Annotated in this window: 20 protein-coding genes; 19 read left to right on the top strand and 1 reads right to left on the bottom strand. The window is 44.9% G+C overall.

Going from position 1 to position 22,705, the window contains the following annotated elements:
• The first annotated feature begins 130 nt into the window (after positions 1-130).
• Complete coding sequence (locus tag KQI22_RS01105) at positions 131-1,156, top strand: Gfo/Idh/MocA family protein (protein ID WP_330623207.1); 1,026 nt, start codon at positions 131-133, stop codon at positions 1,154-1,156.
• A 42-nt stretch (positions 1,157-1,198) separates the two neighbouring features.
• Here KQI22_RS01105 and KQI22_RS01100 read toward each other — a convergent pair whose 3' ends face one another.
• Positions 1,199-2,041, bottom strand: a complete 843-nt coding sequence (locus KQI22_RS01100; protein ID WP_216550235.1) for a LytTR family DNA-binding domain-containing protein — start codon at positions 2,039-2,041, stop codon at positions 1,199-1,201.
• Between the two features lie 236 nt (positions 2,042-2,277).
• Between KQI22_RS01100 and KQI22_RS01095 the strand changes: the two genes are divergently transcribed.
• The 18 genes from KQI22_RS01095 (at position 2,278) to nrdG (ending at position 22,596) form a co-directional block, all read left to right on the top strand.
• The gene (locus KQI22_RS01095; protein WP_216550234.1) at positions 2,278-3,375 is read left to right on the top strand and encodes a PPC domain-containing protein; all 1,098 of its coding nucleotides are present in this window, start codon (positions 2,278-2,280) and stop codon (positions 3,373-3,375) included.
• A gap of 152 nt (positions 3,376-3,527) precedes the next feature.
• Positions 3,528-4,874 carry an NADP-specific glutamate dehydrogenase gene (gdhA, locus tag KQI22_RS01090; protein WP_216550233.1) on the top strand — a complete coding sequence of 449 codons (1,347 nt, stop codon included), beginning with the start codon at positions 3,528-3,530 and terminating at the stop codon, positions 4,872-4,874.
• 85 nt (positions 4,875-4,959) lie between these two features.
• Entirely contained in the window at positions 4,960-5,646 is a 687-nt protein-coding gene (locus tag KQI22_RS01085; RefSeq protein ID WP_216550232.1) for a response regulator transcription factor, read from the top strand.
• 8 nt (positions 5,647-5,654) lie between these two features.
• Positions 5,655-6,692, top strand: coding sequence for a sensor histidine kinase (locus KQI22_RS01080; RefSeq protein WP_216550231.1), 1,038 nt, complete (start codon positions 5,655-5,657; stop codon positions 6,690-6,692).
• Between the two features lie 94 nt (positions 6,693-6,786).
• The gene (locus tag KQI22_RS01075; protein WP_216550230.1) at positions 6,787-7,470 is read left to right on the top strand and encodes an ABC transporter ATP-binding protein; all 684 of its coding nucleotides are present in this window, start codon (positions 6,787-6,789) and stop codon (positions 7,468-7,470) included.
• Positions 7,467-9,794: an ABC transporter permease gene (locus KQI22_RS01070; protein WP_216550229.1), complete on the top strand. Its 2,328-nt coding sequence runs from the start codon at positions 7,467-7,469 to the stop codon at positions 9,792-9,794. The genes KQI22_RS01075 and KQI22_RS01070 overlap by 4 nt, the downstream gene beginning before the upstream one ends.
• Before the next feature lie 86 nt (positions 9,795-9,880).
• Positions 9,881-11,359: a stage IV sporulation protein A gene (gene spoIVA, locus KQI22_RS01065; protein WP_216550228.1), complete on the top strand. Its 1,479-nt coding sequence runs from the start codon at positions 9,881-9,883 to the stop codon at positions 11,357-11,359.
• Between the two features lie 124 nt (positions 11,360-11,483).
• Positions 11,484-12,917: a DUF512 domain-containing protein gene (locus KQI22_RS01060; RefSeq protein WP_216550227.1), complete on the top strand. Its 1,434-nt coding sequence runs from the start codon at positions 11,484-11,486 to the stop codon at positions 12,915-12,917.
• A complete protein-coding gene (locus KQI22_RS01055; RefSeq protein ID WP_216550226.1) occupies positions 12,907-13,737 on the top strand; it encodes a purine-nucleoside phosphorylase in 831 nt (276 codons plus the stop codon). Before KQI22_RS01060 ends, KQI22_RS01055 begins: the two co-directional genes overlap by 11 nt.
• A 1-nt stretch (position 13,738) precedes the next feature.
• Positions 13,739-14,155: a cytidine deaminase gene (gene cdd, locus KQI22_RS01050; protein ID WP_216550225.1), complete on the top strand. Its 417-nt coding sequence runs from the start codon at positions 13,739-13,741 to the stop codon at positions 14,153-14,155.
• A 25-nt stretch (positions 14,156-14,180) separates the two neighbouring features.
• Positions 14,181-15,485 (top strand): amidohydrolase family protein, encoded by a 1,305-nt coding sequence (locus KQI22_RS01045; RefSeq protein ID WP_216550224.1) that lies wholly within the window; start codon positions 14,181-14,183, stop codon positions 15,483-15,485.
• Positions 15,486-15,496: 11 nt separating this feature from the next.
• Entirely contained in the window at positions 15,497-17,167 is a 1,671-nt protein-coding gene (locus KQI22_RS01040) for a MutS-related protein (RefSeq protein WP_216550223.1), read from the top strand.
• Positions 17,164-17,637, top strand: coding sequence for a ribonuclease HI (gene rnhA / locus KQI22_RS01035; protein ID WP_216550222.1), 474 nt, complete (start codon positions 17,164-17,166; stop codon positions 17,635-17,637). The genes KQI22_RS01040 and rnhA overlap by 4 nt, the downstream gene beginning before the upstream one ends.
• A gap of 46 nt (positions 17,638-17,683) precedes the next feature.
• Complete coding sequence (locus KQI22_RS01030) at positions 17,684-17,860, top strand: hypothetical protein (protein WP_216550221.1); 177 nt, start codon at positions 17,684-17,686, stop codon at positions 17,858-17,860.
• 53 nt (positions 17,861-17,913) lie between these two features.
• Positions 17,914-18,684 (top strand): HAD-IA family hydrolase, encoded by a 771-nt coding sequence (locus tag KQI22_RS01025; RefSeq protein ID WP_216550220.1) that lies wholly within the window; start codon positions 17,914-17,916, stop codon positions 18,682-18,684.
• On the top strand, positions 18,657-19,649 hold the full coding sequence (locus KQI22_RS01020; RefSeq protein ID WP_216550219.1) for a helix-turn-helix transcriptional regulator: 993 nt from the start codon (positions 18,657-18,659) through the stop codon (positions 19,647-19,649). Before KQI22_RS01025 ends, KQI22_RS01020 begins: the two co-directional genes overlap by 28 nt.
• 263 nt (positions 19,650-19,912) lie before the next feature.
• Positions 19,913-22,087 carry an anaerobic ribonucleoside-triphosphate reductase gene (gene nrdD / locus KQI22_RS01015; protein WP_216550218.1) on the top strand — a complete coding sequence of 725 codons (2,175 nt, stop codon included), beginning with the start codon at positions 19,913-19,915 and terminating at the stop codon, positions 22,085-22,087.
• A complete protein-coding gene (gene nrdG, locus KQI22_RS01010) occupies positions 22,087-22,596 on the top strand; it encodes an anaerobic ribonucleoside-triphosphate reductase activating protein (RefSeq protein WP_216550217.1) in 510 nt (169 codons plus the stop codon). Before nrdD ends, nrdG begins: the two co-directional genes overlap by 1 nt.
• Positions 22,597-22,705 lie beyond the last annotated feature (109 nt).

The following is a 22,705-nucleotide window of genomic DNA, read 5'->3' as shown; positions in this document are numbered from 1 at the left end:
TGAAATAAAACCGAATTATAAAAATTATGGAAAACGCAGGATTTTTACCTGCGTTTTCTTGTGTTATACAGGAAAAAAAGATAAAATAAAAGCAGAAACGGGAATGAAATAAAAAAAGATATAACAGACCATAAAACAGGAGGTACAACAGATGGCAAAAATGAGAGTGGGTATTATCGGAGCAGGCAGGATTGCTGCGATCATGGCGGAAACACTGCGTAAAACAAGAGGTGTGGAAGCATATGCGATCGCATCCAGAAGTCTGGAAAAAGCACAGGCATTTGCATTTGAGCATGGTATGACAAAAGCATATGGCAGTTATGAAGAAATGCTGCAGGATAAAAAGCTGGATCTCGTTTATATTGCAACGCCGCATACGCTGCATCTGACACATGCAAAAATGTGTATTGATTACGGAAAACCGGTGCTTGTAGAAAAACCGTTCTGTGTAAATGCGGCGCAGGCACAGGAACTTTTGGATTATGCAAAAGAAAAAGGCGTATTTATCACGGAGGCAATCTGGGTTCGTTATCTACCGATGTATGAGACAATCAAACAGACATTGGATTCAGGTGTGATCGGACAGCCTAAGCTTCTGACAGCAAATTTGGGCTATGAAATGACGGAAAAAGAGAGACTGGTTGATCCGAAGCTGGCAGGCGGTGCACTCTTGGATGTTGGTATCTATCCACTGAATTTTGCATACATGCTGTTTGGTAATGATATTGATAAAATTGATGCATCTGCAGTGGTCAAAGACGGTATCGATACACAGGACAGCATAACGTTGACCTATAAGGATGGCAGAATGGCAGTATTGAACAGCTCTATGGTGGCAGTCAGTGACAGACTTGGTATCATTCAGGGAACAAAAGGATATATGGTCATAGAAAATATCAATAATTACCAGTCCATGACAGTATATGATGCCAATTATAAAAAGATCCAGTACAAGAAGTGTCCAAAGCAGATTTCGGGCTATGAATATGAAGTACTTGCCTGCAGAGATGCTTTAAAGAGGAAAGCATTATCCTGTGAGGCGATGCCGCATGAGGAAACCCTGCGGCTGATGCATGCCATGGATGAGATCCGGGAAAAAATCGGACTTATTTATCCGTGTGAAACAGAGGATGGACAGACAGAAGAGCAGAACTGAAAAAGACAGGGATAAAAAGAAAACGGGAAGCAACAGGAAGCGTTACGCTTCCTGTTTTTTTGTCTTAGGTAATTTGGAAATGCCAAGCCGTTCCGCGATTTCCCGTTTGACGGCCGTATATTTTTTCTCCGGGATCGGAAGCTCTGTTCCGTCCTGCAGAAGAAGTGCGAATCTGCGCACTGACTGTACGTAGATCGGATTGACAAGATGCATACTGTGTACACGCACAAATACATCCGGATATTCGTTGAAAATACGGGATGGAGCTTCGGTTGACTCAAAAGTGCCATCCAGTGTGTAGATCTTACTGCCACGTTTGTAGCTCTGGATACGGACAATCTGCTTGTCCAGTAAGTATAACTGTTGTTTATGTTTGCCGAGCAGCGTGATATGCTTGCCGTTTGGTGCAACAGTAAATTCCTGTGAGAACGGCAAGTCTGTAAAATGAACCGGATAAATGGTATCTCTGGTATCTGCCGGAATCGCATTTGCGATAAAGCAGTTATGGATCAGGTCATGGCTGATCCGCTTGCCGGATTCCGTATGGTCGATATAATGCTGCCAGGATAATAAGATTCGTTGATTGCAACGTACGACGGATTGATCTGAATAATGTGTGTCGACAATAAAGGTCAGAAGCACTTCACAATGCTGCTTGGTGGAATAGACGACAGAAGCCTGCATATCAAATACGTCAAAGGTCAGATTATGTTCTTCCAATGCATAAGTATCTACTAAATTCTTTTTCCCACGGATCATCTGTCCCTGCAGTGGTCCGATCCAAAGAATGTCATCATCCATGGCATCTTCAAAAGGCTTGATGTTATTTTCATAATATTTTACTAAAATATCAACTGAATTCTGAACGATTTTTCTGGTGTCCATGTTGTATTTCCTTTCTTAAATAAGCTTTTTCAGCATACTTATTCATTGTAGACAAGTTTTCGTGGAAATACAAGTTTTTTTGGAAGAACAATCAAGAAAGGGCAATTTTGTACTATATTCGCGCATATTTTGTTAGCTTGGTTGCCTTAGACAAGGCTTTACCATTTTTTTACTTGTAGATTTTTGCAGGATACGATAGGATTATTCTATCAATAACATGATAGGGAGAGCATGAAATGAAAAAGAGAAGATTACAAAAAGCACTGGTTATGATTGTTTGCGTACTATTGTTTGGTATTGCAGGCGGCAGACAGGTTTATGCACAGGAAGAAGATTTGACGATGCAGGAAATGCAGAGAGCAGTTGCTGTATCAGAAACAGCGAGGGGGACTCATGCATGGGGAGAGAATGATACACCGTTTATTGCAAAGATGGTACTTCGGTCAGACGGGCAGCTGACAGCAAAGATTCAAAAGACGACCAACCAGAATTTTGGTATATTAGCCATGGATTTTACATTATATGATGCGAGTGGAAAATGTATCACAATTTATAGGGATGAAGTAGATGAGAGACTGACGGCGCAGTGGAAATGCGGTCTTACCGCAGGTACTTATTATATAAAGGAAGACATGCAGTACTGGAACAGCGGCTTACAGATATCGACGTACAGCTTTGATTTTCAGGCGGGAGACTGTTTTGAAAAGGAATACAATAACACAAAAGAAACTGCAACCAGGATCCAGACGGACAAACAGTATACAGGACAGCTTGGCGACGGCTTTTCCAATGTTGCTTCCGAGCAGTACAGGGACATGTGTGATGTATACCGGGTGGAACTGAAAAAGGGATGGACCTATCAGGTCAGTATCGGGCCTTTGCAGAAGCTGGCACTTGCCTATCTTCTGGACAAGGATGCACAGCTTGGAAACTCCTGGAAGGATTACGGTACCAACCAGAATGTGGTTGCACCATACACAGGTACTTATTATATCCAGATCTTCAATTACAGTGATGATCAGTATGAATACAAGCTGAATGTCAAAACCGTGGCACCGATCGGTACCACGCTTACCAAAGTGAAAAAAGGAAACAGAGCATTTACCGCAACATGGAAAAAACAAAATGTCAGCGGTTATGAGCTGTCTTATGCCACAAACAAGAAATTTAAAAAGGCAAAGACAAAAAAGATAGCAGCCTCCAAGAAAACGGTAACGATCAAAAAGCTGAAAAAGAACCAGAAATATTATGTAAGGATCCGCACATATAAAATGATCAATGGCAAAAAATATACCTCCGCATGGTCAAAAGCAAAGACGGTAGTTGTAAAATAGAAAAAAATACATAGAAAATTGTAAAAAAATGCAGAATAATTATACATGTATACAATTATTCTCTTGTACAATTAAAAAATATCGTTTATAATATTGCTTGGGCAATGGGGTCCATTTCATGTATATTATTAAACCAAAGGAGGACATTGAAAATGTCATATGTTGATGAAGTCATTGAACTGGTTATTGCAAAGAACCCAGCTCAGCCTGAATTCCACCAGGCAGTCAAAGAAGTATTAGAGTCTCTTCGTACAGTTGTAGAAGCAAACGAAGAAGAGTACAGAAAGAACGCTTTATTAGAGAGATTAACAACACCGGAAAGAATAATCATGTTCCGTGTTCCTTGGGTAGATGATAAGGGACAGGTTCAGGTAAACAACGGTTTCCGTGTACAGTTTAATAGTGCAATTGGACCTTACAAGGGTGGTCTTCGTTTCCATCCATCCGTAAACCTTGGTATTATCAAATTCTTAGGATTTGAGCAGATCTTCAAAAACTCCTTAACAGGCCTTCCGATCGGCGGCGGTAAAGGTGGTTCTGATTTCGATCCTAAGGGCAAATCAGACAGAGAAGTTATGGCATTCTGCCAGAGCTTTATGACAGAGCTTTGCAAACATATCGGAGCTGATACAGACGTTCCTGCCGGTGATATCGGTGTTGGCGGACGTGAGATCGGTTATATGTATGGTCAGTATAAGAGAATCCGCAACTTATATGAAGGCGTTTTAACAGGTAAAGGTCTTACATACGGCGGATCTTTAGCAAGAACAGAAGCTACAGGATATGGTTTATTATACTTAACAGAAGAAATGCTCAAGTGCAACGGCAAGGACATCAAGGGCAAGACAATCGCTGTTTCAGGTGCCGGTAATGTTGCAATCTACGCAATCCAGAAAGCACAGCAGCTTGGTGCTAAGCCTGTTACATGTTCTGATTCTACAGGTTGGATCTATGATCCGGAAGGAATCGATGTAGCACTTCTGAAGGAAGTCAAAGAAGTAAAACGTGCACGTCTGACAGAGTACGCTGCAGCAAGAAAGAGCGCAGAGTATCATGAAAAGAAGAACGGCGAGCATGGCGTATGGAATGTAAAATGCGATATCGCTCTTCCATGTGCAACACAGAACGAATTAAATCTGGATGATGCAAAAGCGCTTGTTGCAAACGGATGCTTCGCAGTAGCTGAAGGTGCTAACATGCCTACTACATTAGAAGCTACACAGTACCTGCAGGAGAACGGAATCCTGTTCTGCCCAGGTAAAGCAAGTAATGCCGGTGGTGTTGCTACATCCGCTCTGGAAATGAGCCAGAACAGCGAGAGACTTTCCTGGACATTTGAAGAAGTTGATGCAAAACTGCAGGGTATCATGGTTAACATCTTCCACAATCTGGATGATGCAGCTAAGAAGTGCGGTCAGGAAGGCAACTATGTTGTAGGTGCTAACGTAGCCGGATTCTTAAAGGTTGCAGAGGCTATGAAGGCTCAGGGTATTGTCTAATCAGTAAGCGAAAGCTGAAAAGCATATAGGAAGAAAAGTCCCGGGAATGTAATGTTTTCGGGACTTTTTATATAAAGGAAAACATATGAGTAAATTATTACTGGTTGAAGATGACATCAGCCTGATTACAGGACTGACCTTTGCTTTGCAGAAGCAGGGCTATATATTGGAGGTTGCCAGGACACAGAAGGAAGCAGAACAGGCATGGAATATGGGAAGCTATGATCTGCTGATCCTGGATGTATCCTTGCCGGACGGTACAGGATTTGATTTTTGTAAAAAAGTCAGACAGACTTCCAAAGTACCGATCCTTTTTCTGACTGCCTCAGATGAGGAAATGGATATCATCATGGGATTGGATATGGGCGGCGATGACTATATGACAAAGCCGTTTAAGCTGGGCGTTCTGCTGTCACGGATCCATGCACTTTTAAGACGGGCAAAGGATTTTGGCGGTGTTGCTACCGAGATCACATCAAATGGCATTCACCTGCAGCTTTTGCAGGGACAGGCCTTTAAAAACGGACAGCTACTGGACCTGACCGCAGCAGAGTACAAGCTGTTGTGCTTTTTTATGCAAAATCCGAATGTGGTACTGACGAAAGAACAGATTCTGGAAAAGCTATGGGATTGCGATGGCAACTATATCGATAACAGTACGCTGACGGTATATATGCGGCGGCTCCGTATGAAGATCGAGGATGATCCGGGAGAACCGCAGATGTTGTTAACGGTCAGACGTATGGGGTATAAATGGAACGTACTGGATTGAGGGCGCGTATGAAATTATTTGTAGATAAAGAGATAAAAAGGTTCTTTTTTGCCGTGACAGGCATTTGGATCGTGTTTTTTATAGGTGCAGAGGGAATGTTCTGGATAGACTGTCACAGGCTTTCTGCCTGGATCTTCCTGCTTGTTTTGGCAGGTGCGGCATTGACCGATATGGTCAGCATTTGCTATTTTACAAGGCAGAACCGAAAGCTGGAGCAGGCACAGGCACAGATCCGCGCTTATCTGGATGGTGATACGACCGCACGGATCGACTGTGATGAGGAGGGGGAACTGTACAAGCTGTTTCATGGGATCAATTCACTCGCAGCGGTTTTAAATGCACATGCCACAAAAGAAATACGAGAAAAGGTGTTTTTGAAAAATACCATATCCGATATTTCACATCAGTTAAAAACGCCGCTTGCCGCTTTGAATATTTATAATGGACTTTTACAGGAGGAAGCGGAGGAAGAATCCCAGATCAAGGAATTTGCCTCTCTGTCGGAACAGGAGCTTGACCGGATCGAGACACTGGTGCAGAACCTGCTGAAAATGACAAGACTGGATGCAGGCTCGATCATACTGGAGAAAGCAACGGAACAGATCGCAGATATGATGCAGGATATCAGGCTGCAATTTGCCTACCGGGCAGAGCAGGAAAAGAAAACGCTGCTTTTGTCCGGTAATGATACAGATACATTTTTCTGTGACAGGGACTGGATTTTGGAAGCGGTTGGAAATCTGGTGAAAAATGCACTGGATCATACAAAGGAAGGTGATCGGATCACGATCAGTTGGAAATGCATGGCGAGTGCTGTACAGATCGTTGTGGCAGACAATGGCTGTGGAATCCATCCGGAGGATCTGCATCATATTTTCAAACGCTTTTACCGCAGTCGTTTTTCCAAGGATACGCAGGGGATCGGACTTGGTCTGCCGCTGGCAAAGGCGATCGTCGAGGCGCATAACGGAACGATCGAAGTGGACAGTGAACCGGGAAGAGGTGCTGTCTTTACGCTTTATTTTCTGATTCCTACAAAATTGTAGGATTTTTGTAATCTTGCAGTAATCTTCACATGCTATTCTTTCAGACACAGGGATAACCTGTATAGAAAAACAGGAAGAAAGAGGTGTTTGCACAATGAATTTATTAGAGGTTCAAAATATCTGTAAAACCTATGGCAGTGGAGAAGCCGCTGTAAATGCACTGAAAAATGTCAGCTTTTCGGTTCCGAAGGGAGAGTATGTAGCGATCGTCGGGGAATCGGGCTCCGGCAAAAGTACGCTTCTGAATATGATCGGCGCACTTGATGTGCCGACTTCCGGAAAGGTCATGATCGACGGAAAAGATATTTTTGCCATGAAGGAGCAGAACCTGACGATATTCCGGCGCAGAAATATCGGATTTATCTTTCAGGCGTTTAACCTGATCCCCGAACTTACCGTGGAACAGAATATCTTGTTTCCACTTTTGCTGGATTATCGGAAACCGGATCGGCAATATCTGGAGGAACTGCTTACAGTGCTGAATCTGGAAAAGAGGCGGAATCATCTGCCAAGCCAGCTTTCCGGCGGACAACAGCAGAGAGTGGCGATCGGAAGAGCACTCATTACAAGACCGTCACTGATTCTGGCAGATGAACCGACCGGAAATCTGGATTCTCAGAACAGCAGGGAAGTCATTGCACTGCTGAAAGAAGCTTCCGGAAAATATGAGCAGACGATCGTCATGATCACACACAACCGCAGTATAGCACAATCAGCCGATCGCGTATTGTCCGTATCGGACGGACAGCTTACTGATCTGGGGAGGTGCCACGAATGAAAAGCTATTTAAGCCTGATCCCGATTTCGGCAAAAGTGCGTAGGCGGCAAAACCGTATGACCCTTATGTGCATTGTGATCGCTGTGTTTCTTGTGACAACGGTATTCAGCATGGTAGGGGCGATTATCGATATGGAAAAAACAAATGTGATCAGCAATCATGGATATTGGCATATCTCCCTCCAAAATGTATCAGAAGATATTGCGGCGCAGATAAGCGCACGCTCTGATGTCAAAACAGTATCACGGTGCGTGACGATCAACCAGAATGCTGACGGGGCGTATTATATCGGCGATCAAAAAGCCGCCCTGTACGGAGTTGATGAATCCTGGATCACGGATATATGGGACTGTCTGGAAGAAGGTACTTATCCTCAAAGCGATACAGAAATTATGATAACCATGAACGCAAAAAATACGCTTGGGGTCAATATCGGAGACCGTATTACCTTAACGACGCCATCCGGCAATATGGAATACACGATTTCCGGATTTGGTTCACATGATGCAGAGTTCAATAAGATATACGACGCCTTTACAGTATATATGAACAGGACTGCATTATCTGAAATCTGTTCCATAAACGGCATAGAGGAATCACCTGTTTATTATGTCCGCTTTTCCTCTGACAGAGGAACAACCAAACGCATCAATGAGATCAAAAGGGACTACGGACTGGTAGACGAAGCGGTAGACGAAAACACCGCGCTCCTTGCAATTACAGGATATAGCAGCAACGGCTATGCACGAGCACTTTATCCACTTGCCGCTATTGTGTTTGTACTGATCGTGCTGGCCGGCGTTTTTATGATCTCAAGCAGCATGAACAGCAATGTTGCCCAGCGGACACAGTTTTTTGGCATGATGCGCTGCATTGGAATGAGTAAACAGCAAGTGATCCGCTATGTACGGCTGGAAGCCCTGAACTGGTGTAAAACCGCAATCCCAATCGGTGTTGCGCTTGGTATTGTAACAACATGGGGGCTATGCTTCTGGCTGAAATATGGGATTCAGGGAGAACTTACGGAAATTCCGCTTTTTTATGTCAGCATATCGGGAATTGTGCTTGGCATAGTGGTGGGTATTTTGACTGTGCTCCTTGCAGCGCATTCTCCCGCAAAACGCGCCGCTAAAGTATCTCCGGCAACAGTGGTATCCGGGAATGCACAAAACACCGCAAAAAGCTGTCGTATGAGGCTAGGCAGTTTTTTCAAAATTGAGGTAGCCCTTGGTATGAACCACGCCATATCTGCAAGGAAAAATCTGATTCTTATGACAGGTTCCTTTGCGCTTAGTATTATCCTGTTTTTCGGATTTTCCGCAGGCCTTGACTTTGCAAAGATCCTTATGCCGTCTACAAGGTCCTGGGCGCCGGATTTCACTATTACAAGCGACGATGAAACAAATTCCGTAGATAAAAACCTTGCGGTACAGTTGCGCAAAATAGACGGTATAGATACTGTCTATGGGAACATGGCGGCGATTGATGTTCCTGCTGTTACGGACAAAGATGTAAGTAAAATCACGCTGGTTTCCTATGAGGAGTATATGCTTCAATGCGCCGGGGAAAACAAAGTAAGCGGAGATGTCTCAAAGCTATCCGGGGATTCCGATTATGTATTAACGATTTACGATGCCAGAAATCCGTTGGAGGTTGGCGATAAAGTACAAGTCAACGGAAGCGAACTGGAAATCGCGGGGATTGTATCGGAAGGACTGTTTGAAGATGATATTACGCTGATCTGTACCGAGGAAACTTTTGAGCGGCTGATAGGCGGATCCGGCTATGCGCTGTTGAATGTCAAGATTGCAAATAACGCAGATAAAGACAGAATTGCTGCATCCATACGAAATATAATGGGCGAAGCGAACAGTCTGGCCGATTACTGTGATACCAACAAAGAAAATAAAGCGGAATTTTGGGCTTTTCGATTCGTTGTCTATGCATTCCTTGCGATCATTGTCTTAATGGCTGCGCTGAATATCATTAACAGTACATCCATGAGCGTGTCAGCAAGAACAAAGCAGTATGGAGCGATGCGTGCTGTCGGAATGGATGGGCGGCAGCTTACAAGGATGATCGTGGCGGAGGTTTTTACCTATGCGATCTCAGGCTGCATAATCGGATGTATACTGGGTCTGCTTCTGAATAAGATGATATTTGAAGCGTTTATTACCCCGTACTTTGGCGAGATATGGCATATCCCCGTAGCAGAAATCATCCTGATTCTTCTGATCATCTTTGCTTCCTCCGCTGCGGCTATTCACGCTCCGGCGAAACGTATGAGAAACATGGCGATCACAGCTACGATAAATGAACTGTAACTGATCAGGTTTATTTTCAGAAATCCATTCATATTTTGGAACCTGCCCCCATATACATGATACAAACAAAAGCGGGGGCAGAGAATATGAAAACAGAAAATTCGGAATTTGATGTATACAAAGATATGCAGGCAAGAACAAACGGAGAAATCTATATTGGTGTGGTCGGACCGGTCAGAACCGGAAAATCCACCTTTATCAAACGATTTATGGATGTGTGCGTTCTGCCGCATATGACAGAGGAATACAGTAAAAAACAGGCGGTGGATGAACTGCCGCAGAGCGGAACCGGTAAGACGATCACCACGACAGAGCCAAAGTTTATCCCAAGTGAGGCAGCGCAGATCATGATCGGCGATGTGACGGTAAAAACAAGGCTGATCGACTGTGTCGGTTATATGGTGGAGGGTGCGGTCGGTCATATGGAAGAAGATGCGGAGCGTATGGTAAAAACGCCGTGGTATGACTATGAGATCCCGTTTACACAGGCGGCGGAGCTTGGTACATATAAGGTCATTCATGATCATTCCACGATCGGGATCGTGATCACGACGGACGGCAGCTTTTCCGATATCCCGCCGGCAAATTATGAACCGGCGCTGGAAAAAACACTGAAACAGCTTTCAGAGCTTCACAAGCCGTTTCTGGTATTGTTAAACAGCGAAAGACCGCTTGCGGAAGAAACAAAGCAGTATGCAGAGGCATTGTCCTTAAAGTATCAGGTAACGGTTCTTCCGGTTAACTGCGCACAACTCAAAAAAGAGGATATCGACCGGATCATGGAAAATATCCTGCTGGAATTTCCAATCAGCTCGATGGAGTTTTATATGCCAAAGTGGGTGGAAATGCTGCCTGCAGAGCATCCGCTGAAAGAAAGTGTGCTGCAGGAGATCCGCCAGTTTATGCCGGCTTATTCCTACATGCGGGATATCATGGAGCATCCGATCATGCTTTCCGACACTTATGTGAAGAAGACGAGGATGGATGGGATCAATCTGGCAGATGGCAGTGTCAAATGCTATCTGGATATTGATGAAAGCTACTATTATGAAATGCTGAGTGACTTGCTCGGACAGCCGGTAGAAAGCGAATACGAGCTTTTGGATTATCTCGAAGAAACTTCTAAGATGCAGAAGGAATATAAGAAAGTATTGCAGGCGATCGATCAGGTAAGACAGAAGGGATATGGTGTGGTAACACCGGAACGCAGCGAGATTGAGCTGGAAGCACCGGAGGTCATCCATCATGGCAGCAAATATGGTGTCAAGATCAAGGCAAAGAGCCCATCGATCCATATGATCCGGGCAAATATCGAAACGGAGATCGCACCGATCGTCGGGACAAAGGAGCAGGCAGAAGACTTGATCGGGTATATCGGGCAGAATGAAGCATCCGACGGTATCTGGGATACGAATATTTTCGGCAAAACGGTCGAGCAGATGGTACAGGACGGTATCACGACCAAAATTGCTATGATTGGAGAAGAAAGCCAGCTGAAATTACAGGACAGCATGCAGAAGATCGTCAATGACACAAATGGCGGACTGGTTTGTATTATTATTTAACACGGGATGCGCAGGGTATGAAGGAAGTGCCTCACACTTGAATCATACCCTGTTTCTTGTTATAATCAGCGCATAGCAGTTAATATCTGCAACAGGAAAATAAGCAATATGAAAGACAGTCAGAATGAAGAAAAACAAATGTGAACATATAATCAGTAAAGTACAGCCGGGCTCTATTGCCGAAGAAATGGAGATCGAGCCAGGAGATGTACTGCTTTCCATCAATGACGAACCGATCGAGGATGTCTTTGATTACCGCTATATGATCAAAGATGAATATGTGGTTGTACTGATCCGCAAGCCCTATGGCGAGGAATGGGAGCTTGAAATAGAAAAAGACTATGATGATGATCTGGGGCTGGAATTTGAAAATGACCTGATGAGTGAGTACAAAAGCTGCAGCAATAAATGTCTGTTCTGCTTTATCGACCAGATGCCGCCGGGCATGCGTGATACGCTGTATTTTAAGGATGACGATTCCCGTCTTTCTTTCTTACAGGGCAATTATATCACGATGACCAATATGACGGAAAAGGACATTGACAGGATCATCAAGATGCAGCTTGCACCGATCAATATTTCTGTCCAGTCTACGGAACCGGAGCTGCGCTGTAAGCTGCTCCATAACCGGTTCGCAGGGGACAAGCTGAAGTTCATTGACAAGCTGTATGAAGGACACGTGGAAATGAACGGACAGATCGTCTGCTGTAAGAATATCAATGACGGGGAGCATCTGCGTCGTACGATCGAGGATTTAAGTAAATATCTGCCTTTTATGCGCAGCGTTTCCGCAGTTCCGGCGGGAATAACAAAGTATCGTGATGATCTGCCGAAGCTGGATCTGTATACAAAGGAAGAGGCGGGAGCTGTCATCGACCTGATCGAAAGTTATCAGCAGGGCTTTTATGAAAAATACGGACTGCATTTTATCCACGCCAGTGATGAATGGTATATTTTAGCGGAGCGTGATTTCCCGGAGGAGGAACGCTACGATGGCTATATCCAGCTGGAAAACGGTGTTGGTATGATGCGCCTTTTATGGACGGAGTTTGAAGAAGCACTGCACAGACAGATTGCGGAAGATGGTTATGAGCAGCTGAAGAAGTCTCTTTCGCAGACGATCACGATCGCGACGGGAAAACTGGCAGCACCGATGCTTTCCAAGATTGCAGCACAGACAATGGAGGCATTTCCGGGACTTCAGATCTATGTGAAGCAGATCCGCAATGATTTCTTTGGGGAAACGATCACGGTTTCCGGGCTGATCACAGCGCAGGATCTGATCGCACAATTACAGGAAGAACGGGAAAACGGAAGAGAGCTGGGCAGCTATCTGCTGATCCCATCCAATATGCTGCGGACAGGAGAAGAAGTATTCCTCGATGATCTGACGATCACAGATGTGGAGCAGGCACTTTCCATGCATGTGATCGTGGCGGATACGGGCGGAGAAGATCTGCTGCGTGCCATGTTATTCCATGAAACGATGAAACGAAATAATGAAAACTATGTATATGTAAAGGCTTATGAAGAACAGGAGGAAGGCTATGAGGAATGAGGTATCAGAAAAATTACAGAAATGTCTTTGCTCTGTCAGGGAAAAGACAGATTTTGTGCCACAGGTAGCGATCGTACTTGGTTCCGGTCTGGGGGATTATGCAGATGGCATCAGGGTAGAAGCGGAGATCGACTACAAGGAGATCGAAGGCTTCCCGGTATCGACAGTTCCGGGACATGCAGGCAAATTTATCTTTGGCTATGTCGGATCTGTTCCGGTTGTCTGTATGAAAGGACGTGTCCATTATTATGAAGGGTATCCGATCTCGGATGTTGTGCTGCCAACACGGCTGATGCAGCTTCTGGGCGCGAAGATCCTGTTTCTGACCAATGCATCCGGCGGGATCAATCCGGCATTTCATGCAGGAGATCTGATGTTGATCACAGATCACATCGCGACTTTTGTACCGAATCCGCTGATCGGACCGAATCTGGAGCCGGGCGTCAGATTTCCGGATATGAGCCATGTATATGATCCGGTGCTTTCCGATGTGATCCGCAGCGTGGCAGAAGAACAGCAGATCCTCTTGCAGGAGGGTGTTTATATCCAGTTTACAGGCCCTTCTTATGAAACACCTGCTGAGGTAAAGATGGCAGGTATTCTGGGAGCGGATGCAGTCGGTATGTCCACTGCTGTGGAAGCGATCGCCGCAGTTCACTTTGGCATGCGTGTATGCGGCATTTCCTGTGTCTGCAATCCGGCTGCGGGTATTTCCAAAGTACCGCTTTCCCACAAGGAAGTACAGGAAGCGGCAAATGAAGCAGCACCGAAATTCAAAAAGCTGGTAACGGAGAGTGTGATCCGGTTTGGTGAGGTGTAATATGTTAGAAACAGAAAAAATCAGACAGTTAATTGCACAGGCGTTAACCGCACGGACTTTTTCCTATTCGCCGTATTCGCATTTTCAGGTCGGGGCTGCACTTCTGACAAAGGATGGACAGATCTACAGAGGCTGTAATATTGAAAATGCAGCGTATGGGCCGAGTAACTGTGCGGAACGGACAGCAATCTTCAAGGCAGTTAGCGAAGGGCAACTGGATTTTGCTGCGATCGCAATCACGGGCGGCAAAGAAGGCGAGCATGATTATGCAGCGCCATGTGGTGTCTGCAGGCAGGTTATGATGGAATTCTGTGAGCCTGATTTTGAGATTATCGTGGCAAAAAGTGAGACAGAATATAAGGTATATACTTTAAAAGAGCTTTTGCCGGAGGGATTCGGCAGAGCAAATTTACAATGACAAGGAAAGTGAGAAACAGAGAAGAATGAATATCAGATTTTATAATGCAAGGATCCTGACCATGGAAGAACCTGTGCAGGTAATAGAAGGACAACTCTGGGTCAGCGGACAGAAAATCGTCTATGTCGGACCGGATGAAGAAATCGAAACCGTTTATGAAAAGAGCGGGCTGCAGACAATTCTGTGGGATCGGGAAATCGACTGTGAGGGCAATCTGTTAATGCCAGGCTTTAAAGATGCCCATGCCCATTCTGCGATGGTATTGTTCCGTTCAATCGCAGACGATGAGCCGCTGCAGGGCTGGCTGGAAAAACGGATCTTTCCGGTAGAAGCCAAAATGACGGGGGAAGATGTATACGAGCTGACAAAAATGTCTGTACTGGAATATCTGACAAGCGGTATTACGGCTGTATTTGATATGTATTTGACACCGGAAACGATCATCAATGCCTATACAGAATGTGGGATGCGTAATGTACAGGTCAGCGGACTGAACATGTTCGGCCCTACACCGGAGGTCATGGAAGAACGTTTCCTGAAGCTGAATGGGGTGAACAGCCTTTCTTCTTATATGCTGGGCATCCATGCGGAATATACCTGCCCGAAGGAACTGCTTATGCAGGTCGCTGAGATCGTCAAAAGACATAAGGCACCGTTCTTTACCCATCTTGCCGAAACAAAGCGTGAGGTAGAGGAATGTAAAGAACGATACGGCATGACGCCAACACAGCTGTTAAATGATCTGGGGCTGTTTGATTACGGCGGCGGTGGATATCACTGTGTTTATATGGACGATAAGGACATTGAGATCTTTAAAGAAAAGAAGCTGACAGCAGTGACAAATCCGGCTTCCAATCTGAAGCTGGCAAGCGGTATCGCACCGGTCAGCCGCTTTTTAAAGGAAGGTATTCCGGTTGCGATCGGAACAGACGGTGCAGGCTCCAATAACTGTCTGGATATGTTCCGGGAAATGTTCCTTGTAACGGGACTTGCCAAATACCGGGATATGGATGCGGCAAGTACGGATGCCATTGAAGTTTTGAAGATGGCAACGGTAAACGGTGCAAAGGCAATGGGACTGACGGACAGCGATGTGCTGGCACCGGGAAAATATGCGGATCTGATCATGATCGATATGCACCAGCCGAATATGCAGCCGATCAACAATATTGCAAAAAATATTGTTTACAGCGGCAGTAAGCAGAATGTAAAGATGACAATGATCGATGGAAAGATCCTGTATGAGGACGGAAAGTTCTTTATCGGGGAAGATCCTGAAAAACTGTATGCAAAGGCTAACGAAATCGCAGACAGACTGAGACAGGAATAAATGGAGACACTATGGAATATCTGATACTCGCAGCAGCACTTCTGGTCTTATTTGTGATCTATCTGATCAGATGCAGTCTGGAAGAAAAGAAATTATGGCGCAATCTGAAAAAAAGCCTGACAGAAAATTACGGAAAGCCTTCCACGAAAAAATACCAGGAAGGCAGGCTGAAAACGATCGCCGGACATTTTCAAAATAAAAAGATGGAAGATGCGATCGATGCCATCACCTGGAACGATCTGGATCTGGACAGGGTGTTTCAGAGCATGGATTTTACGCTGTCTGCAGCAGGAGAAGAATCTCTTTATACGATACTGCGCTGCCCGGTATTTGATGAGGATACACTCAGGGAGCGTGAAAAGCTGATCCGGTATTTTATGCTGCATCCGGATGACAGAGTGACGATGCAGATGCTATTTGCCAAAATCGGCAGAACAGGCAAATACTCCATTTATGATTATATCGCCTACCTCGATGATGTAGAGCAGGGGAGTAACCGGATACATTATCTGATGCTGGGACTGATGGCACTGGCAGTGCTTTTATGTTTTTTCAATCCTGGCTATGGTCTGTTAGCTCTTTGTATACTGTTATGTATCAATATGGTCACATATTTTAAACAGAAAAAGGAAATCGATCCGTATATCACGACCTTTGCTTATTTTATCCGTATTTTAAAAGTATCGGAGGAGTTTTCTACACATCCGATCGAGATATTAAAGCCTTGGATGGAGCAGATCACTGCAGGACGGGCAAAATTCAAAAAATTCCGCCGCTTTTCTTCTGTGCTGATGCAGCAGAACAGTATGTCGGGAAATCCGATTGATGTGGTGATGGACTATCTGCGGATGGGACTGCATGTCAATCTGATCAAATTTAATACGATGCTCGGAGAAGCAAAAAAATATAAGCAGGACATGATCCGGATAATCGAGATCATGGGATATATGGAAGCAATGATCTCGATCGGTGCTTACCGGAGCAGCCTGCCTGATTACGCAATTCCAGAATTCGGACAGAAGGGCTTATGTGCAAGAAAGCTGTATCATCCACTGATCAAGGATCCGGTTGCCAATTCCGTAACGCTTACAAAGGGGATGCTGCTGACCGGTTCCAATGCATCCGGTAAGTCTACCTTCTTAAAGACAGTGGCACTTTCCCAGATCCTGGCACAGACGATCTATACAGTTCCGGCTGACAGTTATCAGACGGATTTTTATGCCGTGTATACCTCCATGGCGCTGCGGGATGATCTGGCAACAAACAGCAGCTATTTTATGGTGGAGATCAAATCCTTAAAGCGTATCATCGATGCGGGAAAGGAAAAGAAGCATCCTGTCATGTGCTTTGTGGATGAGGTACTGCGCGGTACCAATACGGTAGAGCGGATCGCTGCATCGACAGAGATCTTGAAGAGCCTGACAGAAGATCATATATTCAGCTTTGCAGCCACACATGATATTGAGCTGACGAAGCTTTTGGAAGATGCATATGAAAATTATCATTTTGAGGAACGGATCGAAAATAATGAGATCAGCTTCCCTTATCAGCTCTGTCAGGGCAGGGCGACCAGCAGAAATGCGATCAGACTTCTGCAGATGCTCGGTTATGAAGAAGCATTGATACAAAGAGCCGAAAAGCGGGCATCCGATTTTATAGAACAGGGAGAATGGAGCAAATGAAAGTAACGATTTATACAGACGGTGCTGCACGCGGAAACCCGGATGGACCGGGCGGATACGGAACGGTCCTGCAGTACATCGATCAGAGCGGAACGCTGCATGAACGTGAATACAGTGCAGGCTATAAAAAGACTACCAATAACAGAATGGAGTTGATGGCTGCCATTATCGGACTGGAAGCGCTGAACCGTCCCTGTGAAGTGGATCTGTATTCCGATTCACAGTATCTGGTAAAGGCATTTAACGATCACTGGATCGATGGCTGGCTGAAAAACAACTGGAAAAATTCCCAGAAAAAAGCAGTAAAAAACGTGGATCTGTGGAAACGGCTTTTAGATGCCAAGGCGCAGCATCAGGTACATTTTATCTGGGTCAAGGGACATGCGGGACATCCGGAAAATGAACGCTGTGATAAGCTGGCAACAACTGCGGCGGACGGCACAAACTTACTTGACGATGTTTATGAATAAGTGGTAAGATATGTCCATAAACTGGCACTCATAGGAGGTAGTTATTTTGAATAATCTGATCTTGTTTTTGAATTCGTTTTTTTCTTATATTGTACTGATGGCAATCATCGTATGTGTCGCAGCAGCGGGTATGTTCGTAGGAATCAAATGCTGGAAGACAAAAGATACCAAAGAAGAGACGCAGGAGGCTGCGGAGGAAAAAACAGATACAGCAGAGGTTTAAATGAGAGAGGTGCTCTTTACAGAGCACCTTAAGTTTTGTAGCGAGGAATAACTATGCGGCAGAAAAAATATGACATCCTGCTATGGGATGTAGACGGTACTTTATTAAATTTTCTGGCTTCCGAACGGGAAGCCCTGTTTCAGGCATTTGCAGCCTATGATATCACGATCGATGAGGAAATCTACCAGACTTATTCCGAGATCAATCTGGCTCTTTGGAAAAAGCTGGAAAAGGGAGAAGTGACAAGGCTTAAAGTACTGCGTAACCGTTTTACCCAGTTATTTGCGCTGTTTGCGCCGGGTAAGCGGTTTGCGGAGAAAGGGATAGCCTATGAAACGCTTGCAGGGATTGATATTGAAGATTTCCGGGCAAAATACCAGCATGGACTGGGCAGCGTCTACTTTTATCAGGAAGATTCCCTGACGCTGTGCCAGAAACTGAAAGATGAAGGATTTTATCAGTATATTATTACAAACGGTGTGACATGGACGCAGACAAATAAGCTGAAGCTGGCAGGCTTTGATAAGGTCATGCGGCAGATCTTTATTTCAGAGGAGCTTGGCTATAATAAACCGGATATCCGTTTCTTTGCGCTTTGTATGGAAAAGATCCGGGCAGAAGGTGTGGATGTGCCCAAAGACAGGATCCTTGTGATCGGTGATTCCATGACCTCCGATATGCAGCTTGCTAAAAACGCAGGCGTAGACTGTTGTCTGTATGATCCGGAGAAAACAGAGCGTAAAAAAGGTACAAGTACCTATGTGATCGATCATCTTTCTGAGCTGGAGGAAATTTTATGGCAAAGGGAAACGGACAGAGATTAAAAGCACTTTATATATTGAAGATCCTGCAGGAAAATTCGGACGAAAAGCATCTGCTGAAAACGCAGCAGATCATAGATAAGCTGGATGGCTACGGAATCCCTGCAGAACGGAAAAGCGTGTATGCGGATATCAGTGCGCTGAAAGAGCTTGGCTACGAGATCGTCTGTGTCCGTGCGAGAGGAAACGGCGGCTATTATCTGAAAAACCGCAGTTTTGAACTGCCGGAACTGAAGCTATTGACAGATGCGGTGCAGGCTTCCCGTCTGATCACGGTAACAAAATCGAGAGATCTGATCAGAAAACTGGAAACGCTGACTAGTCCGTTTGAAGCGAAGCAGCTCAACAGACAGGTTTATGTATCTGACCGGAATAAAAACGACAATGAAACGATTTATGAAACGATCGATCGACTGCATGAGTCAATGCAGAAAAACAGACAGGTCAGGTTCCAGTATCTGGAATGGACGGCGGATGGCAAAAAGAAATGCAGACACAATGGAGCTTTTTATGAAGTCAGCCCTTATTTTCTGATCTGGCGGGATGAAAACTATTATCTGGTCGCTTATGATGCGAAAGCGCAAATCATGAAGCATTACCGTGTGGATAAGATACAGGCCCTGTCTGTTTCGGAGCTTGACAGGGAAGGAACAGAGGTGGCAGCCAAGGTCAATCCGGCTGTTTATACGGAAGAAAAATTCGGTATGTTTGCGGGAACGGAGGAAATTGTAACGCTGCGTTATGAGCCGGCGATCGCAGGTGTTCTTTTTGACCGGTTTGGTCAGGATGTCAGTGTCAGAAAACTGGCGGACGGCAGTTACACCATGCGTGTACGCCTGTCGCTGTCCCAGCAGTTCTATGGCTGGCTGACAGGACTCGGAACAGCGGTGGAGATCGTTGCGCCTGCTTATGTGCAGGATGCATACGAAGCGTATCTGCGGGATATTCTGTATTTATATCAGAAATAATAGATTGGCAGGCAGAAAGGAATAGCAGAAACCATTCGATCTGACAAGTGGTAATCCTACTAAAATAATGTCTTTAATTTTGTGCATTATTATTCAAAGGGATTCGTTGACAGGCAGAGTGGTTTCTTTTATACTTAGTAACTGTACACCACAAGATATAGTTTTTGTGGATACATAAAAATGCTATATTATGTAGATGGACGGCCGGAGCTGGCCGCTTGTTTTTTAAAGAGAGGTTGAGTTTTACAATGACAAACGAGGTAATGGAACAGAGCAGAGACGAGGTTGATTATGGGAAGCTTTATCATCCGCAGAAGGATGTAAAGGTCATCAAAAAGGATGGCAGTCTGGAAAGATTTAACGTCCAGAAGGTCATTGATGCAGTCGGAAAGTCTGCATATCGTGCACTGACAAAGTTTACAGAGGATGAAAAGAAGCATATCTGCCAGTATGTTGTGAATAAAGTGGATGAGCTGGAGACGGATGAGATTCCGATCCCGATCATGCATAATATTGTAGAGAGCGCGCTGGAAGATGTAAAGCCGATCGTCGCCAAGTCTTACCGCGATTACCGTAATTATAAGCAGGATTTCGTTAAGATGATGGATGATGTATATAAAAAGAGCCAGTCCATCATGTATGTGGGAGATAAAGAAAATGCCAATACAGACTCCGCACTGGTATCCACAAAGAGAAGTCTGATCTTTAACCAGTTCAATAAAGAGCTGTATCAGAAGTTCTTCATGACAACGGAAGAGATCCAGGCATGTCGTGACGGTTATATTTATGTACATGATATGTCAGCAAGACGTGATACGATGAACTGCTGTCTGTTTGATGTGGCAAGCGTCTTAAAGGGCGGCTTTGAAATGGGTAATATCTGGTATAACGAGCCAAAGACACTCGATGTGGCATTTGATGTCATCGGTGATATCGTGCTTTCCGCAGCTTCCCAGCAGTACGGCGGTTTTACCGTGCCTGAGGTAGATAAGATCTTAGAGCCGTATGCGGAAAAATCCTACCAGAGAGATATTGATAAATATGTACGTCTCGGCATCGACCGGGAAACAGCAGAGTCAGAAGCCTACGCAGACGTTGTGCGTGAATTTGAACAGGGCTTCCAGGGCTGGGAATATAAATTCAATACCGTAGCTTCAAGCCGTGGCGATTATCCGTTCATCACGGTAACAGCAGGTATTGGAACAGGCAGATTTGCCAAACTTGCAACGATCTCACTTTTGAATGTCAGAAGACGCGGACAGGGCAAGAAAGAATGTAAGAAGCCTGTATTATTCCCGAAGATCGTATTTTTATACGATGAAAACCTGCATGGACCGGGCAAGCCACTGGAAGATGTGTTTGAAGCGGGCGTCAAGTGTTCTGCCAAGACGATGTATCCGGACTGGCTGTCTCTGACCGGCAAGGGCTATATTGCAAGCATGTATAAGCAGTATGGCAAGGTTATTTCTCCGATGGGCTGTCGTGCATTCCTTTCTCCATGGTACGAAAGAGGCGGTATGTATCCGGCAGACGATCAGGATGAGCCGGTATTTGTGGGCCGTTTTAACATTGGTGCGGTTTCCCTGCACTTACCGATGATCCTTGCAAAATCCAGACAGGAAAACAAAGATTTCTATGAAGTATTGGATTATTATCTGAATCTGATCCGTAACCTGCATATCAGAACCTATGCATACCTGGGCGAGATGCGTGCCTCCACCAATCCGCTGGCATATTGTGAAGGCGGCTTTTTAGGCGGACATCTGCAGCTGCATGATAAGATCAAACCGATCTTAAAGAGTGCAACAGCATCCTTCGGTATTACGGCATTTAACGAGCTGCAGGAGCTGTACAACGGCAAATCTCTTGTGGAAGACGGAGAATTTGCACTGGAAGTACTGGAGCATATCAATGACAAAGTAAATGAGTTCAAGAAAGAAGATGGCAATCTGTATGCGATCTACGGAACACCGGCTGAAAACCTCTGCGGTCTGCAGGTAAAACAGTTCCGTGCCAAATACGGTATTGTGGAAGGTGTTTCCGACAGGGAATATGTATCCAACAGCTTCCACTGCCATGTAACGGAAAATATCACACCGATCGAAAAGCAGGACAAGGAATATCGTTTCTGGGAGCTTTGCAACGGTGGTAAGATCCAGTATGTCAAATATCCGATCGATTATAATCTGGAAGCGATCAAATCCCTGATCCACCGTGCGATGGATATGGGCTTTTATGAAGGCGTCAATATGTCACTTGCTTACTGTGATGACTGTGGACATCAGGAACTGGAAATGGACGTATGCCCGAAATGCGGCAGTCGGAATCTGACGAAGATCGACCGTATGAACGGTTATCTGGCATATTCCCGTGTACATGGAGATACCAGATTATCTGATGCAAAAATGGCAGAGATCGCAGAAAGGAAGAGTATGTAATGAGATATCATAATATTACCAAAGATGATATGCTGAATGGCGATGGTCTGCGTGTTGTATTATGGGTGGCAGGCTGCAGCCATTGCTGCAAAGGCTGTCAGAATCCTGTGACCTGGGATCCGAACGGCGGACTGGAATTTGATGATGCGGCAAAAGAAGAGATCTTTGATCAGCTTTCCAAACCGTATATTTCAGGAATTACATTTTCCGGTGGAGATCCGCTGCATTCAGCAAACCGCGTGGGAGTCCGTGCACTGATGACAGAGATCCACGAAAAATTCCCGGATAAGACGATCTGGCTTTACACCGGTGATGTCTGGGAAAATGTGATGCATGATCCGGTCATGAAATACGTCAATGTACTGGTAGACGGTGAATACGTGGAAGAACTGCGCGATACCAAGCTGCTCTGGAAGGGAAGCAGCAACCAGCGCGTGATCGATGTGCAGAAATCCCTCCAGCAGACAGATCACAAAACCCCGGTTTTACACTGCGGGAATTATGCATAAAAATTTATAATGTAATTTTAGTAACAATTCAATCTAAACAATCTAAATAAAAATAAGAAAACATAAGAGAATAAAAAAACAGGATCCATCTATAATAAGCAATCGATAG

Origin of the sequence: Kineothrix sp. MSJ-39 (assembly GCF_018917935.1) — a bacterium.
In the GTDB taxonomy this organism is placed as follows: domain Bacteria; phylum Bacillota; class Clostridia; order Lachnospirales; family Lachnospiraceae; genus CAG-194.
This window is presented reverse-complemented; position numbering and strand designations above follow the sequence as displayed.

What these genes read in the sequence shown, in the direction of transcription:
- KQI22_RS01100 (WP_216550235.1), bottom strand. Translation starts at nt 2,041, where the DNA reads ATGGACACCAGAAAAATCGTTCAGAATTCAGTTGATATTTTAGTAAAA.
- KQI22_RS01095 (WP_216550234.1), top strand. Translation starts at nt 2,278, where the DNA reads ATGAAAAAGAGAAGATTACAAAAAGCACTGGTTATGATTGTTTGCGTA.
- gdhA (WP_216550233.1), top strand. Translation starts at nt 3,528, where the DNA reads ATGTCATATGTTGATGAAGTCATTGAACTGGTTATTGCAAAGAACCCA.
- KQI22_RS01085 (WP_216550232.1), top strand. Translation starts at nt 4,960, where the DNA reads ATGAGTAAATTATTACTGGTTGAAGATGACATCAGCCTGATTACAGGA.
- KQI22_RS01080 (WP_216550231.1), top strand. Translation starts at nt 5,655, where the DNA reads ATGAAATTATTTGTAGATAAAGAGATAAAAAGGTTCTTTTTTGCCGTG.
- KQI22_RS01075 (WP_216550230.1), top strand. Translation starts at nt 6,787, where the DNA reads ATGAATTTATTAGAGGTTCAAAATATCTGTAAAACCTATGGCAGTGGA.
- KQI22_RS01070 (WP_216550229.1), top strand. Translation starts at nt 7,467, where the DNA reads ATGAAAAGCTATTTAAGCCTGATCCCGATTTCGGCAAAAGTGCGTAGG.
- spoIVA (WP_216550228.1), top strand. Translation starts at nt 9,881, where the DNA reads ATGAAAACAGAAAATTCGGAATTTGATGTATACAAAGATATGCAGGCA.
- KQI22_RS01060 (WP_216550227.1), top strand. Translation starts at nt 11,484, where the DNA reads ATGAAGAAAAACAAATGTGAACATATAATCAGTAAAGTACAGCCGGGC.
- KQI22_RS01055 (WP_216550226.1), top strand. Translation starts at nt 12,907, where the DNA reads ATGAGGAATGAGGTATCAGAAAAATTACAGAAATGTCTTTGCTCTGTC.
- cdd (WP_216550225.1), top strand. Translation starts at nt 13,739, where the DNA reads ATGTTAGAAACAGAAAAAATCAGACAGTTAATTGCACAGGCGTTAACC.
- KQI22_RS01045 (WP_216550224.1), top strand. Translation starts at nt 14,181, where the DNA reads ATGAATATCAGATTTTATAATGCAAGGATCCTGACCATGGAAGAACCT.
- KQI22_RS01040 (WP_216550223.1), top strand. Translation starts at nt 15,497, where the DNA reads ATGGAATATCTGATACTCGCAGCAGCACTTCTGGTCTTATTTGTGATC.
- rnhA (WP_216550222.1), top strand. Translation starts at nt 17,164, where the DNA reads ATGAAAGTAACGATTTATACAGACGGTGCTGCACGCGGAAACCCGGAT.
- KQI22_RS01025 (WP_216550220.1), top strand. Translation starts at nt 17,914, where the DNA reads ATGCGGCAGAAAAAATATGACATCCTGCTATGGGATGTAGACGGTACT.
- KQI22_RS01020 (WP_216550219.1), top strand. Translation starts at nt 18,657, where the DNA reads ATGGCAAAGGGAAACGGACAGAGATTAAAAGCACTTTATATATTGAAG.
- nrdD (WP_216550218.1), top strand. Translation starts at nt 19,913, where the DNA reads ATGGAACAGAGCAGAGACGAGGTTGATTATGGGAAGCTTTATCATCCG.
- nrdG (WP_216550217.1), top strand. Translation starts at nt 22,087, where the DNA reads ATGAGATATCATAATATTACCAAAGATGATATGCTGAATGGCGATGGT.